This window comes from Desulfatibacillum alkenivorans DSM 16219 (genome assembly GCF_900142135.1).
In the GTDB taxonomy this organism is placed as follows: domain Bacteria; phylum Desulfobacterota; class Desulfobacteria; order Desulfobacterales; family Desulfatibacillaceae; genus Desulfatibacillum; species Desulfatibacillum alkenivorans.
Genome location: NZ_FQZU01000057.1, coordinates 1 through 12874, shown reverse-complemented (window position 1 = coordinate 12874; position 12874 = coordinate 1). Strand labels below are relative to the sequence as shown.

The following is a 12874-nucleotide window of genomic DNA, read 5'->3' as shown; positions in this document are numbered from 1 at the left end:
ATCCTGCTTTTTGCGCCCGCCTTCCGCCTCTCATCAGTTTTCCAGGGCGATTTTTTTCTTGCCAAATCCGCATGATTTTTCCAATATGCCTTCCTATGGGCTGTTTCCCGCAGCGGAAAATAAGGCCCGTTGTTTTCTTATTTTCACAATCCATCGGGGCGGCGCAAATAACCTCCCGAAAGAACAGGGGAAAAACCTCAACAAAGGAGCCTTATCAATGACCACGCAGGACGCTCTTAAAAAGCAAGCTGCAGAAAAAGCCGTGGAATACCTGGAATCCGGAATGGTTGTGGGACTGGGTTCGGGCAGCACCGCCACCTTCGCCATCCACGCCATCGCCCGCCTCATGAAGGAAGGCAAGCTGAAGGATATCGTGGGCATTCCCAGCTCCACCCCCACGGAGGAAGTCGCCCGGTCTTTGGGCATCCCCCTGGTGGGGTTTGAAGAGCAGGCGGTCATTGACGTAACCATTGACGGCGCGGATGAGGTGGACCCGGACCTGAATTTGATCAAGGGCGGCGGCGGCGCATTGCTGCGGGAAAAAGTCGTGGCCCAGGCCACGAAAAAGAACATCATCATCGTGGATGAAAGCAAAATATCCGACAAGCTGGGCACGATCTTCGCCCTGCCCGTGGAAGTGGTTCCCTTTGCCACGGCCGCCGAAACCCGCTATCTGGAATCCCTGGGCGCCAAGGTGACGGTCCGGCAAAATCAACTGGGCAAAGCCTTCAAGACCGACAACCATAACCGCATTCTGGACGCTGACTTCGGCCCCATGGACGACGCGGTGAAAATCGGCGCGGCCCTTTCCCAGCGGGCCGGCGTGGTGGAGCACGGCTTGTTCCTGGGAACCACCGCTTTGGTCATCGTGGCGGGAGCAGACGGCATCCGGGAAATGAAGGCGGCGGGATAAAAACCGTCCTGGATAAAATTCTTCTTATGCGGCAATTTTTTTTAACGATCGTCCCTGCCGGCGCAGGGACGATTTTTTATTGCCAAAATACGGCAAAAGACATGCTTTCCGCCGGATCAGCTCTCCTCGCCCGGCCTGCCTCCGTGCCTACGCCCCCAAATGATGATCTGCTCGAACACCGGCTCCAGAGCCAGGCCCTTGGCGGTCAGGGCGTATTCCACCTTGGGCGGAACTTCCGCATAAACCGTCCGTTCCACCAGGCCTTCCTGCTCCAGTTTCCGCAATTGCTGGGTCAGCATTTTGGGGCTGATCTCCGGAATGGCTTTTTTTCAACTCTCCGAATCGCTTGGTCCCTCCCATAAGTTGGGCCAGAATCAATAAAACCCATTTGTTTCCGATCATGCGGAGAGTGTCATAAACCGGGCAGCTATTATCCGAACATATTTTTTCCATAAAAATCTCCAATAAAATCAATTAAGGTAACTCATTGGCGCCTATATTACAAAAAGGAGCCTACTTTACAAGGGATATCATCGTGAATACTATTGAACGCATGGAAGAATTCAACGATTGCCGATTCACCCCAAAAAAAATGAAGGAGACCCCATGGATGTAAAAGAGGCCATCAGAAAACGGAAAAGCATTAGAAAATTCACGTCCCAGCCTGTTTCCAAAGAGGTTTTGCGGTCCATCCTGGAACTGGCGGCCTGGGCGCCTTCGGCGGAAAACACCCAACCCTGGGAGTTCTTCGTGCTGGGAGGCGAGGTGCTGGACAAAATCCGCGAGGCCAACGTGGAAAAGGTCAGGAATTTTGAACTGCCTCCGGAGGAAATGCACTACATCCTGGTGGAGCGGCCCAAGGGCAGCATCTATCGCGAGAGGCAGATAGAAATCGGCAAGGCCTTGTTCGAATTGATGGACATTCCCCGGGAGGACAAGGTCAAACGCGCCGCGTGGATGGAGCGGGGATTCCGGTACTTCGAGGCGCCCGCGGCGATCATCATCGCTGCGGAAATGTCCCTGCCTCTGCAGCAAACCTTCCTGGACGTGGGCGCCGTCATGCAGAACATCTGCCTGGCCGCCGCGGACAAGGGCCTGTACACCTGCATTGAAAACCAGGGCGTGACCTACGCGGACGTGGTGAAAAAGCACGCGGGCATTCCCGACTCCAAACGTTTGATCGCCGCTATCGCCATCGGCTATCCGGACTGGGATTTTCCGGCCAACAAGGTGGAAAGCCAACGCGAACCCATCGACAACGTCATCACCTGGTGCGGGATGTGATCGAAGCATTATCCGCTCCTGAACTGCAATTTCCTCCTTTTCTCTGATACAAAGCATACTAGGAAACAGGGGCTGTTCGCCGATTCGGCAAGCAGCCCTTTTGTTTTGCCCGTTCCAATTTCCCCTTTATTTTTTCGCCTAATTTCGATATTTGTTGTCCAAACGTTCAAAAATAACGAGACGACAAGGAGGGGGCGTCATGGAAAGAGCTTTGGTTACGGGCGCGGCGGGGTTCATTGGATCCAGCGTGGTGAAAGAGTTGCTATCCCAGGGAGTGAAGGTGCGGGCCATGATCCTGCCCGGGGAGCCCACGGACAACCTGGAAGGCCTGAAAATCGGACGCACGGAGGGGGACATTTTAAACCCCAAGGACGTGGCCAGGGCCATGCGGGGCGTGGATGCGGTGTTTCATCTGGCGGCCATTTACTCCACCTGGATGCTGGATTGGAGCAAAATCTACGAGGTCAACCTCCAGGGCTCCCGCAACGTTTTGTGGGCGGCCATGAAGTCCAAAAGCGTCAAGCGGGTGGTTTACACCAGTTCCATCGCGGCGTTGGGAACCAGCCAGGGCGGGGGACTGGCCGACGAGGACACGCCCTTTGACCAATACGCCATCAACGCCCACTACGTGCTGACCAAATATCTTTCCCAGCAGGAAGCCCTGGGTTTCGCCCAAAGCGGCCTGGACCTGGTGGTGGTCAACCCGGCCTTTCCCTTCGGCCCCGGCGACATAGCGCCCACGCCCACGGGCGAAATGATCAAGGGGGTTTTGCAAGGCAAGGTGCGGTTTCGGTTTGACGGCGGCATCAACATCGTGGACGTCCGGGACGTGGCCAAGGGCCATGTGCTGGCCGCGCAAAAAGGCAAGACAGGCCAAAAGTACATCCTGGGGAATAAAAACATCTCCATGGCCGACTTCATCCGCCTGGTGCGGGACGCCGCCGGCATGCCCGCCGTTCTGCTGCCCAAAATCCCCATATCCGCCTTAAAGGCGGCTTCCTACCTGTTCAAGACGTGGGCCGACCATTTTTCCCACACCCAGCCGTTGATGACGCCTTCGGACGCTGAGATGGCCTCCAGGTATTTGTATTATGACGTATCCAAGGCCCGGGACGAACTGGGCCTGGAATGCCGTCCCATTTCGGAATCCATTCGCGACTCGATCCAATGGTTCCGGGAGAGGGGCGTTTAATTATTTGTCCGCCGGGAATCATCCCGCGGATTTGCCGGAAAAAGCATCAAAGCAGAAAAGGTCTTGCAATCATGAACAAAGCAATTTTGGAACGGGTCCTCATGGGATTCAAAGGGTGGAACGGCTGTTCCATGGGCGACGTCCTGGGCGTCGACCCCAACAGCGCAACGGCCGATCATGTACGAAACCTTGGCTGGAAAGAAGTCATGCAGCTTTTCCACGCCGCCATCACTCCGAAAATGGACGCCCTCAACGGGGAATACAACGCCGAAGTCCTGGACGTGGGCGCGCTGGCCTTTCTGGCCTCGTTCATCTCCCACAACCTTTTCGGCCCGGGACATTGGGACGGAAAAGGATTCAAACCCCTCAAGCAAACGCGCGGATGGGGCTACAACATCTTCAGCGGCAAAAACGGCTCCAGCCCGGCCAGGGTGCGCAAGATGAACACACGCCTGGGGATGTCCCGCATTGACGACCGGGACTCCTTTCACCTGGATTACAGCGTGCACAACACGGGATTCGTCAAAACCATGCGGGATGAAATCCGGCAGATCAACCCGGATCTCTTCATCGGCATGGGATATTTAGGGGAAGCAACCGGACCGCTCACCCCGGCCCCGTTCATCCTCCACGGCAAGCCGTCCCCCTGGAAAGGCCCGGACGAGTAAGCGAGCAAAAAACAACTGCTCAAACCGCCTCCGGCGGCAAACTTTTAAAAAAGTTTGATCAAAACTTTAAAATGGCGCTTCGCGCAGGAAATTTGGAGAATGTAGTTGCGAGGTCCCCTCGCATTTGTAGCCGCAGGGCTTGCCCTGCTTTTTTGGAGCGGCCCAGGCAGCGCAGTTTGCCGCCTGGGTTGCGCGGCGCCAAAAGGTGCGGCCTGATTCGAACTTAAAATAATACATGGCCGGCGGGCGAAGAGGGGAAATTGAAACCGGCGGATAATGTAGTCGCGCGGTCCCCGCGCCAAGGTGGTTGCGAGGTCTCCTCGCCATATGGCTGCATGATACCCCGGCCCCCTCCTCCCCATCCTCCAAACCACCCACAAAGGCAAACGCCTGCATACCACGCCCCGGCAAGCCACATCGTCTCAAAACTCCACCAACATACTGCAATGGAATCAAAATCACTTTCACCATCAGCCCGCCTTCTCCGCCTTTCTTTTTCCTGAAATAATTTGACAACATACTGTCAAGTTGTTATCTTGCTTACAAACAGGCCTGGAGCCTGAAAACAAGGAGACAGCCTTTGTGATAGAAAACAAACGAACCCAAAAAGCGGAAACCCTGGTCGAACTGGTTAATGAGGTCTTTCGTTTAAACACGCTGATACAGGCCAACGGAGACAGAATGGTCCACCCCCTTGGCCTGACCAGCGCCCTGTGGCACGTACTGGCCGCGGTGCGGGAGGCCCCCCTGCACATGTCCCAGATCGCCCGGAACCGGGGCCTTACCCGCCAGAGCGTCAGGCGGAACGCCAAAATTCTGGAAAAAAAGGGATTCATTGAGTTTATAGACAACCCGGATCATAAACGGGCTAACCTGGCGTCCCTGACGCCGAAAGGCAGGGAGATTTTAAAAAAGGTCGAAGAAGTGGAGACCCTCATGTCCAACGAGACGGAAAAGCACTTCAAAATTCATGAACTGAAAGATGCAATTCACGTTTTAAAACGCTTTAGCGAGCACCTGGAAACGCTCATCCAAGGAGAGTAAAACATGGAAAACATAATATTGGAGAAAACGCCCGGCTTTCTGAACGTATTAGGCCTGGACGAAGAACCCATGGGCCTGTTTTTCACGGACGAAAAGCCCGAAGGCTGCCTGTCCCCCAAGCCTAACGACCTGCCCACCAAGGCCAAGGAGGAAAAAAACGAAATCGACTGGCCGGGCGTGTTCGGCAAGTTTTCCTGCGTGATCGGCCACATCTGGCGGGCCCGCAAAAAAAAGGTTCCGGCCTGCTTCTCCGCCCAGGAGTTCGGATGCCCCGGCGCCTCGTTTTGGGTGGGATTTAACAAGCCCCAGACCGAAACCATCATCGGCTACGTGTCCGAAGGCATTCCAAACTTTACGGAAGGGGAGCACTATTGCAAAACCCATGACGACTTAAGACGGGTGTTCACGGAAATCGACCCGGTCCCGGCCCCCAAGCCCTATTGCGTGGTCAAGCCGCTCTCCCTTTTCAAGGAAGGCGAAGAGCCGGAATTCGTCCTGTTCTTCACCCGGCCCGAATCCCTGGCGGGCCTCCACCAAATGGCCTTTTTCGTGACCAACGATCCCGAGGTTGTAGCCTCCCCCTGGTCCGCGGCCTGCGGAAGCATCGCAACCTGGCCCATGAAATATAAGGCCCGGGGCGAAGCCAAGGCCGTGGTGGGAGGATGGGATCCGTCAGCCCGTAAGTTCTTCAAAACAGACGAACTGTCCTTTACGGTCCCCTATTCCATGTATGTCCAAATGATCGAGCAATACCAGGAATCCTTCCTGACCACCAAAACCTGGTCCACCGTCCAGAAAAAAATCGCCCGCAGCAAAAACGCCTGGGGAGAATAAACCAAACCAAAACCGCCGGAGACGCATGAACGGAAAAAAAATCAACCGCGCCTCCGGCGGTGAGAATACAAAAAAACAAAAGATTAACTACGCCTCCGGCGGGTCGCTTTTTGCAAAAAGCCCTGCAAAAATCCTAAAATGGCGACTTGCGCAAAGCAGCGCCCTGTCCGTCATTCCCGTATGCAGTTGGGCGGGAATCCAGCGTCAGCCTCAATTGATAACTTTTCCCTTTCCGTCTCTTTGCCTGGATTTTTGTCATTTTTTGATTTATGCTTTCACTCTCTTAAATTTCCGACATCATAATTGTATCAGATAAGTACGGAGGAACCATGGCCAAGGCCAGGAAGAATAACAACGGAGCCAACCTCGGCTTTGAAGCCACCCTTTGGCAGGCGGCGGACAAGCTCAGAAACAATATGGACGCGGCCGAATACAAGCACGTAGTGCTTGGGCTGATTTTCCTGAAATACATATCGGACGCCTTTGAGGAAATGCACGCCAGCCTCACGTCGGAAATGGATCAGGGCGCCGATCCCGAGGACAAGGACGAATACCTGGGCGAAGGCGTCTTTTGGGTGCCCAAGGAAGCCCGTTGGACCATGCTCAAAGCCAAGGCCAAACAACCGGAAATCGGCAAGCTGATTGACGACGCCATGGCCGCCATTGAAAAGGAAAATGAGTCCCTAAAAAATGTGTTACCCAAGGACTTCGCCCGGCCCGGTCTGGACAAATCAAGCCTTGGGGAAATTATTGACCTTGTAAGCACTATCGGCCTGGGAGACAAGGAAAACCGGTCCAAGGACATCCTGGGCCGGGTGTACGAATATTTTCTCTCCCAGTTCGCCAGCGCCGAAGGTAAAAAAGGCGGGCAATTCTATACGCCCCGGTGCGTGGTCCAAACCCTGGTTTCCGTGCTGGCCCCGTATAAAGGCCGGGTGTTCGACCCTTGTTGCGGATCGGGCGGCATGTTTGTGCAGTCGGAAAAATTCGTGGCGGCCCATGGGGGAAACACCCGCGACATCTCCATTTTCGGCCAGGAATCCAACCACACCACATGGCGCTTAGCGAAAATGAACCTGGCTATCCGGGGCATTGAAGCCAACCTGGGCGGAGAGCACGCCAACAGCTTCCATAGGGACATGCACCCGGATTTAAAGGCCGATTACGTCATGGCCAACCCGCCCTTTAACGACAGCGACTGGCAGGGCGACCAGTTACGCAAGGACAAACGCTGGAAGTTCGGAGTCCCACCTGTCAGCAACGCCAACTTTGCCTGGGTGCAGCATTTTATCCATCACCTGTGCCCAACAGGCATGGCGGGCTTTGTGCTGGCCAACGGCTCCATGAGTTCCAACCAGTCGGGCGAAGGGGAAATCCGCAAGAATATCATTGAAGCCGATTTGGTGGATTGCATGATCGCCATGCCCGGCCAGCTTTTCTATTCCACCCAGATTCCCGTGTGCCTGTGGTTTGTCTCCCGGGATAAGCAAAACAACCGGTTTCGGGACCGGAGAGGCAGCACCCTCTTTATCGACGCCCGCAAAATGGGAACCCTCATTGACCGGGTGCATCGGGAGTTAACCGACGAAGACATTGAAAAGATAGCCGGAGCCTATCACGCATGGCGGGGAGACCCGGACGCCGGAGAATATGAAGACGTTCCGGGCTTTTGCAAAAGCGCCTCCCTGGACGAAATCCGCAGCCATGGGCATATTCTCACGCCGGGCCGATACGTGGGGGCCGAAGAACAGGAAGATGACGACGAGCCCTTTGAAGAAAAAATGGAGCGGCTAACCCAGAAGCTCATGGAACAGTTTGAAGAATCGGCCCGGCTCGAAGCCGCAATTAAAATGAATTTGGAGGCTTTGGGTCATGGCGAGTGAATGGAAACATTATAAACTTGGAGAACTCGGGTCATTCCGAAACGGCGCCAATTTTTCAAAAAATGACTATGGATCTGGTTTCCCGATTGTTAACGTAAAACAGTTGTATGCTAGCTACTACAGCTTATCGATATGTCGAAACAAATAACTTATTAGAGGTGTCAGCAAAAGCTATCTCAAATCCTGAAAGTCTTTTCCTAAAGAACGGCGATATTCTTTTTGCACGATCTTCAGTAAAGGGCTCAGGGGCAGGCCAAGCAGCAATGGTCTTTTCCTGCCCCGAGCATACAATATTTAGTGGTTTCATTATTCGTTTTCGAACAGAAGCTAAAGATATTGCTCTTCCATTGTTTCTCAATTATCTTTTGCGTTCAGATACGTACCGAGAATTACTTCCAAGAATAGCGAGTGGTACAACAATTACAAATCTTTCTCAAGGAACTCTTGCTTCTTTGCCTGTTTCTTTACCCTCTCTCCCCAAACAACGCGCCATAGCCCATATCTTGGGCTCATTAGACGACAAAATCGAACTTAACCAACAAATGAACGAAACGTTGGAGGCCATAGCCCGGGCCATATTTAAAAGCTGGTTTGTGGACTTTGACCCGGTCCGCGACAAAATGAACGGCCAAAAGCCCTATGGCATGGACGATCACACCGCCGCCCTGTTTCCTGATTCCTTTGTAGACTCGCCCATTGGTAAAATTCCATTAGGTTGGAAGGTTCATGCTCTTCCAGAAGTCATTGAAGTAAATCCTAAGAGGATACTTAAGAAAGGCGCACTTGCACCATATCTTGACATGGCTAATATGCCCACCAATGGCCCTTATCCTGCAACATGGGCGGATCGAGAAATGGGCTCCGGCACGAAGTTCGTTAACGGCGACACATTGGTTGCCCGAATTACCCCCTGCCTTGAAAACGGTAAAACAGCATACGTGGATTTTCTTCCCGACAAGGCAGTGGGTTGGGGGTCCACAGAGTACATTGTATTAAGACCAAAGGAATCAATACCGCTTCAATTTGCTTATTTGTTGGCAAGATCGGATGATTTTCGATCATTCGCTATTCAACAAATGACTGGATCAAGCGGTAGACAACGAGTTCCAGCGACATCCTTAGAATCGTTCTGCATAGCTATTCCAACATTCGATTCCGGTATTTTTCAGGCATTGGGTAACTTTTTAGCCCCGATTTTTAATTATATGAAACAGACAATGTTGGAAAACAGGATTCTGGCCAATATGCGCGACGCCCTTTTACCTAAGTTGATTTCCGGCGAAATCAGAGTCCCGGAAGCGGAAGCCGTTATAGGGATGGCTGTGTAATGGGAGGAAGGATAAGCCAGAAGCGACGAGGGCGATCACAAGGATCGCCCCTACAGAGGCGCATTACGTAGGGTGCGAATCTTGTATTCGCCCTGGTGCATCCGGCCAAACACCAAACCATCGTCAAAATACAGCCATGGGCGATCACAAGGATCGCCCCTACGGCGACAAGGATCATACCGACATGGGCGATCTCAAGGATCGCCCCTACGCGGGCGCGGCAAGCACCGCCCAATACAGGCAGGAAAAAGGGCAGGCCAAAGGCGGCATTCCGGCCGATTAGGTCCGTCATCCTCGCGAACGCGGGGACCCAGTGTCATTGTCTTTCTTCGTTGGGCGGCCGCGGCAGCGTAGTGTGCTGCCGGGGTCCGTAAGGACTCTTTTTTCAAAAGGCAAAGGCTTGTTGAAAGCCCTGGCTAAGGAATCAACCCTGCTCGAACAAAGAATGCTTCGCACACTGGCAGGATACTGCTCTGCCACTGCCACCCAGGGGCGAGGACGCTGGGTTCCCGATGACTACACTCGGGAATGACGATTCCCCCCCCCATCCTGACCTTCCCCCGCCGGTGGGGAAGGAATGGAAAGGCACAGGGACCTGTCCCTACAAAATAAGGATGCCGCTTCGCGGCGTTTATTTGGGTAGGCGCGGCCAGCCGCATTGATGTTGGGTTTCGCAAGCTCTACCCAACCTACGAAATTAGCGCCGCCCAAAAAAAGCCGGCGCTCGGAAGACCTCTTAACGGGGCGCACTGCCTTATCGGTTTTACCGGGAGTCCCTATCCAGGCCTGGGAGTATCTTTTCGGAGGGCGGGCTTGCCATCCGGGGGACCAGCCGCAGCCCTTGCCGTCAGCCAAAGTGTTTCCGTCTTCCGCGTCTCCCATGATTTAAAGATTTTTGGTCAAACTTTTTGCAAAAAGTTTGCCGCCGGAGGCAGTTTTTCAGTCTTCCGATCCGATGCGGATTTTGACGGGGAGACGTGGCCGTCCGACGCGGGCGCCGGGGATTCCACCACCTGGATCTTTGACGAAGCCACGGGCCTGCTCATCCAAAAATTGGACGCCGAATACAAGGGCGCAACCTACGCCTATTCCGCCGAAGGCAAGCTCCTGACCCGCACCTGGGCCAGGACCGATCAGGGCCAGGCCTTGACAACAACCTATGGCTACGATCCGGCAACCGGCGAGATGATCCTCACCGATTATTCCGATTCCACCCCGGACATCGCCTTTGAATACGATCGTTTGGGAAGGCAGATGAGCGTCACGGACGGCTCGGGCGCACGCACCTTCACCTATAACGACTATTTGCAGCCCGAATCCGAAGCCATAACCGGCACGGTGCAGGCCGTCATCACCCGGGCCTACGACGCCATGGGCCGGAACGCGGGATTCTCCACGGGCGCGGACTACGCCCTCGCCTACGGGTACGATGAGTACGGACGGTTTGAAACCGTGCAATATGCCGTGGATGGCGTGGCAGGATCAGCGTCCTACGGATACTTGGCCAATTCCGGACTCCTGGAATCCGTGACCATGATTGAGGACGGAGCGGATACGGCCGTCACAGCGACCTACGGATACGAGCCCCACCGGAACGTGAAAACCCTGGTCACAAACCAATACGGGGCGGAGACCGTGTCCGAATACGGTTACGGCTACGACGCCCTCGGCAGGAGAACCAGCGTCACAAACAGCGGGACAGCGTTTGATGAGCCTGCGTTTAATATCTACGGGTATAACTCAAGGAATGAGCTTACGGCCTCCAACCGATACCTGGGGAACAGCATTTTTGACACTGCATCCCAGGTGAACGATGAGACCAGAGCCTATGATTATGACCCCATAGGCAACCGCATCAATGCTCAGCAGGATTACGACATCAGCAGCAGTGCGCCCATTACGTCCACCTACGTGACCAATAGCCTGAACCAGTATGAATCAGTCATGGCTGGCGGCAGCACCATCTCTTTAGACTACGACGACGACGGCAACCTGATCCACAAGGACGGCGTGGAGTATGTCTTCAACTGCGAAAACAGGCTGGTTGAAGTATCGCCTCTGGCTCCCGTCATTGGGGATACAAAGGTCGCCTTCGCCTACGACTACATGGGCCGCAGGTACTTGGAGCAGAGCTATGTCTACTCAGCAGGGGAGTGGTCTTTAGTTTCAACGTCCACATCCATTTGGGAAGGCTGGAATCGCATCCAGGAAACGACTGTTTTAGCCTCGGACGATTCTGAAGAAAAGACATCCTGGATTTGGGGACTTGACCTGAGCCAGAGCTTGCAGGGCGCTGGAGGAGTGGGCGGTCTGATCGCCGTGGTGGATGATGACTCCGAGATGGACTTCTTTCTCTATGACGCCAACGGAAATGTAGGGCAGCTTGTCAATGCTCTCACAGGCGACATCAACGCAGCTTACGAATATGACCCCTTTGGACGCCTCATCAACGCACAAGGTTCAAAGGCCAATAGTAACCCCTACCGCTTCTCCACCAAGCCCATGGACCAGCAGACGGGCCTCTATTATTACGGCTACAGATACCTGGATGTCGATCTTGGGCGGTGGGTCAGTCGTGATCATTTGGGGGAGTTTGGTGGTACAAACTTATACGCATATGTAGTCAACCGTCCTTCTGACTTGATCGATGCCTTTGGCTTATTCTCCGCTAATATAGGATTTCCTAATATGGATGGAGAGTCTACGATAACTATAAAGCCAGGAAGATATTTAAAAGACAGGTGCATTAAGGTGTATGTGGATAATGTTCTTAAATGGGCTGCTAATGAACCCGATTGGTATCGATGGCGGGATACCAATTTAGGGTCAATTACAATACCTTTTGATTATAAATGGTTAAATAGATATGATGCGGGGGAAATTAAAATCCGAACAAGCAACGCAGAATATAAAAAGCAATATAAGCCGAGTTCAGAAACATGGAGCCAAAAAGCCAACAAGTTCAATTTTGGATTATTTGAAGGTTTGGGAATTCATTCGGTGCATGCCACAGCTGTTGGAATTTACATTTGGTATACGGGATACGGAGACTCAAGAATTTCTTTTCCAGACAAAATCGCGGTATGGGATACAACGATTGGGATATCTGCTAGGTGGGAATTTAATAGAGAGGCTGGCTCAGGATTTGGAGAACTTTCTTCACCAGAATCAGGCTTTGGGAAAACGGAGGCTGTTTCAGTAAACAGGCATTGGGTTGAGAGGGTGTATGAAATGGATAAACAGCGTAGTCCTTTTCAAAGGAGTCATCAATTCGGAGGTGGCGAGAAGAAAATGTTTATAACTGAAGCAAGGCTTGAATATGAAGATGCCGCTGATAAATGGTTTATATTAGATAGCGTCGTTCCTGGAATACAAAGCAGCCCTTATAAATCCTTTGATAGAGAATTAAGAGTCAAACAGGACTTTCAGAGCTAAATGGAATATGAACTGCTATTTTTAATAAAATCAATCCGTTGAACCCTCCCCCTTGTAGAACCTATCCCCAATCTTTCAATACATTGATTCAACCGGTTATTTTTCTAACGAATACTTTCTTTTTGCCTTGACATGTAGAACCTAATTTGTCACAATGCAATATGGCGCATTTATACAAGAAAATCATTAAAGGTAGAACCTACTGGTACCTCCGGGAAACGCACCGGGTGGACGGCAAGGTCAAGCTCAAGTGGCAAAAGTACCTGGGCACGGCGGACTCCATCCTGGCCAAG

General features: G+C 53.0%; 13 protein-coding genes. 11 read left to right on the top strand and 2 right to left on the bottom strand.

Features of this window, described 5'->3' with window-relative positions:
* Window positions 1–217: 217 nt before the first annotated feature.
* Entirely contained in the window at window positions 218–913 is a 696-nt protein-coding gene (gene rpiA, locus BUE18_RS25280) for a ribose-5-phosphate isomerase RpiA (RefSeq protein ID WP_073478940.1), read from the top strand.
* A 116-nt stretch (window positions 914–1029) separates the two neighbouring features.
* Here the strand turns inward: rpiA and BUE18_RS25275 are convergent, their stop codons facing one another.
* On the bottom strand, window positions 1030–1212 hold the full coding sequence (locus tag BUE18_RS25275; RefSeq protein WP_280173721.1) for a winged helix-turn-helix transcriptional regulator: 183 nt from the start codon (window positions 1210–1212) through the stop codon (window positions 1030–1032).
* 307 nt (window positions 1213–1519) lie between these two features.
* Here BUE18_RS25275 and BUE18_RS25270 point away from each other — a divergent pair, with 307 nt between their 5' ends.
* The 3 genes from BUE18_RS25270 (at window position 1520) to BUE18_RS25260 (ending at window position 4057) form a co-directional block, all read left to right on the top strand.
* Window positions 1520–2197, top strand: a complete 678-nt coding sequence (locus tag BUE18_RS25270; RefSeq protein ID WP_073478924.1) for a nitroreductase — start codon at window positions 1520–1522, stop codon at window positions 2195–2197.
* Window positions 2198–2396: 199 nt separating this feature from the next.
* Window positions 2397–3389 carry an SDR family oxidoreductase gene (locus BUE18_RS25265; protein WP_073478923.1) on the top strand — a complete coding sequence of 331 codons (993 nt, stop codon included), beginning with the start codon at window positions 2397–2399 and terminating at the stop codon, window positions 3387–3389.
* A 71-nt stretch (window positions 3390–3460) separates the two neighbouring features.
* Window positions 3461–4057 carry a hypothetical protein gene (locus BUE18_RS25260; RefSeq protein WP_073478922.1) on the top strand — a complete coding sequence of 199 codons (597 nt, stop codon included), beginning with the start codon at window positions 3461–3463 and terminating at the stop codon, window positions 4055–4057.
* A gap of 66 nt (window positions 4058–4123) precedes the next feature.
* On the opposite strand, the gene BUE18_RS28150 is transcribed toward BUE18_RS25260, so the two are convergent.
* On the bottom strand, window positions 4124–4528 hold the full coding sequence (locus BUE18_RS28150; protein WP_073478921.1) for a hypothetical protein: 405 nt from the start codon (window positions 4526–4528) through the stop codon (window positions 4124–4126).
* A 111-nt stretch (window positions 4529–4639) separates the two neighbouring features.
* On the opposite strand from BUE18_RS28150, the gene BUE18_RS25250 reads away from it, so the two are divergent.
* From BUE18_RS25250 to BUE18_RS25225, 7 genes are all read left to right on the top strand, one after another.
* Window positions 4640–5101 carry a MarR family winged helix-turn-helix transcriptional regulator gene (locus tag BUE18_RS25250; RefSeq protein ID WP_083611287.1) on the top strand — a complete coding sequence of 154 codons (462 nt, stop codon included), beginning with the start codon at window positions 4640–4642 and terminating at the stop codon, window positions 5099–5101.
* A 3-nt stretch (window positions 5102–5104) separates the two neighbouring features.
* Window positions 5105–5935 carry a DUF169 domain-containing protein gene (locus BUE18_RS25245; protein WP_073478920.1) on the top strand — a complete coding sequence of 277 codons (831 nt, stop codon included), beginning with the start codon at window positions 5105–5107 and terminating at the stop codon, window positions 5933–5935.
* A 25-nt stretch (window positions 5936–5960) separates the two neighbouring features.
* Window positions 5961–6251, top strand: coding sequence for a hypothetical protein (locus BUE18_RS25240; RefSeq protein WP_073478919.1), 291 nt, complete (start codon window positions 5961–5963; stop codon window positions 6249–6251).
* 13 nt (window positions 6252–6264) lie between these two features.
* Window positions 6265–7818: a class I SAM-dependent DNA methyltransferase gene (locus tag BUE18_RS25235; protein WP_073478918.1), complete on the top strand. Its 1554-nt coding sequence runs from the start codon at window positions 6265–6267 to the stop codon at window positions 7816–7818.
* A 107-nt stretch (window positions 7819–7925) separates the two neighbouring features.
* A complete protein-coding gene (locus tag BUE18_RS25230) occupies window positions 7926–9146 on the top strand; it encodes a restriction endonuclease subunit S (protein ID WP_073478917.1) in 1221 nt (406 codons plus the stop codon).
* 136 nt (window positions 9147–9282) lie between these two features.
* Window positions 9283–9429: a hypothetical protein gene (locus BUE18_RS28145; protein WP_170868466.1), complete on the top strand. Its 147-nt coding sequence runs from the start codon at window positions 9283–9285 to the stop codon at window positions 9427–9429.
* Window positions 9430–9959: 530 nt separating this feature from the next.
* Entirely contained in the window at window positions 9960–12581 is a 2622-nt protein-coding gene (locus BUE18_RS25225; protein WP_073478916.1) for an RHS repeat domain-containing protein, read from the top strand.
* The last annotated feature ends 293 nt before the right edge of the window (window positions 12582–12874 follow it).

Bases quoted from the DNA above. Each gene is read 5' to 3' on its own strand.
- rpiA (WP_073478940.1), top strand. From the start codon at position 218: ATGACCACGCAGGACGCTCTTAAAAAGCAAGCTGCAGAAAAAGCCGTG.
- BUE18_RS25275 (WP_280173721.1), bottom strand. From the start codon at position 1,212: ATGCTGACCCAGCAATTGCGGAAACTGGAGCAGGAAGGCCTGGTGGAA.
- BUE18_RS25270 (WP_073478924.1), top strand. From the start codon at position 1,520: ATGGATGTAAAAGAGGCCATCAGAAAACGGAAAAGCATTAGAAAATTC.
- BUE18_RS25265 (WP_073478923.1), top strand. From the start codon at position 2,397: ATGGAAAGAGCTTTGGTTACGGGCGCGGCGGGGTTCATTGGATCCAGC.
- BUE18_RS25260 (WP_073478922.1), top strand. From the start codon at position 3,461: ATGAACAAAGCAATTTTGGAACGGGTCCTCATGGGATTCAAAGGGTGG.
- BUE18_RS28150 (WP_073478921.1), bottom strand. From the start codon at position 4,528: ATGGTGAAAGTGATTTTGATTCCATTGCAGTATGTTGGTGGAGTTTTG.
- BUE18_RS25245 (WP_073478920.1), top strand. From the start codon at position 5,105: ATGGAAAACATAATATTGGAGAAAACGCCCGGCTTTCTGAACGTATTA.
- BUE18_RS25240 (WP_073478919.1), top strand. From the start codon at position 5,961: ATGAACGGAAAAAAAATCAACCGCGCCTCCGGCGGTGAGAATACAAAA.
- BUE18_RS25235 (WP_073478918.1), top strand. From the start codon at position 6,265: ATGGCCAAGGCCAGGAAGAATAACAACGGAGCCAACCTCGGCTTTGAA.
- BUE18_RS25230 (WP_073478917.1), top strand. From the start codon at position 7,926: ATGCTAGCTACTACAGCTTATCGATATGTCGAAACAAATAACTTATTA.
- BUE18_RS28145 (WP_170868466.1), top strand. From the start codon at position 9,283: ATGGGCGATCACAAGGATCGCCCCTACGGCGACAAGGATCATACCGAC.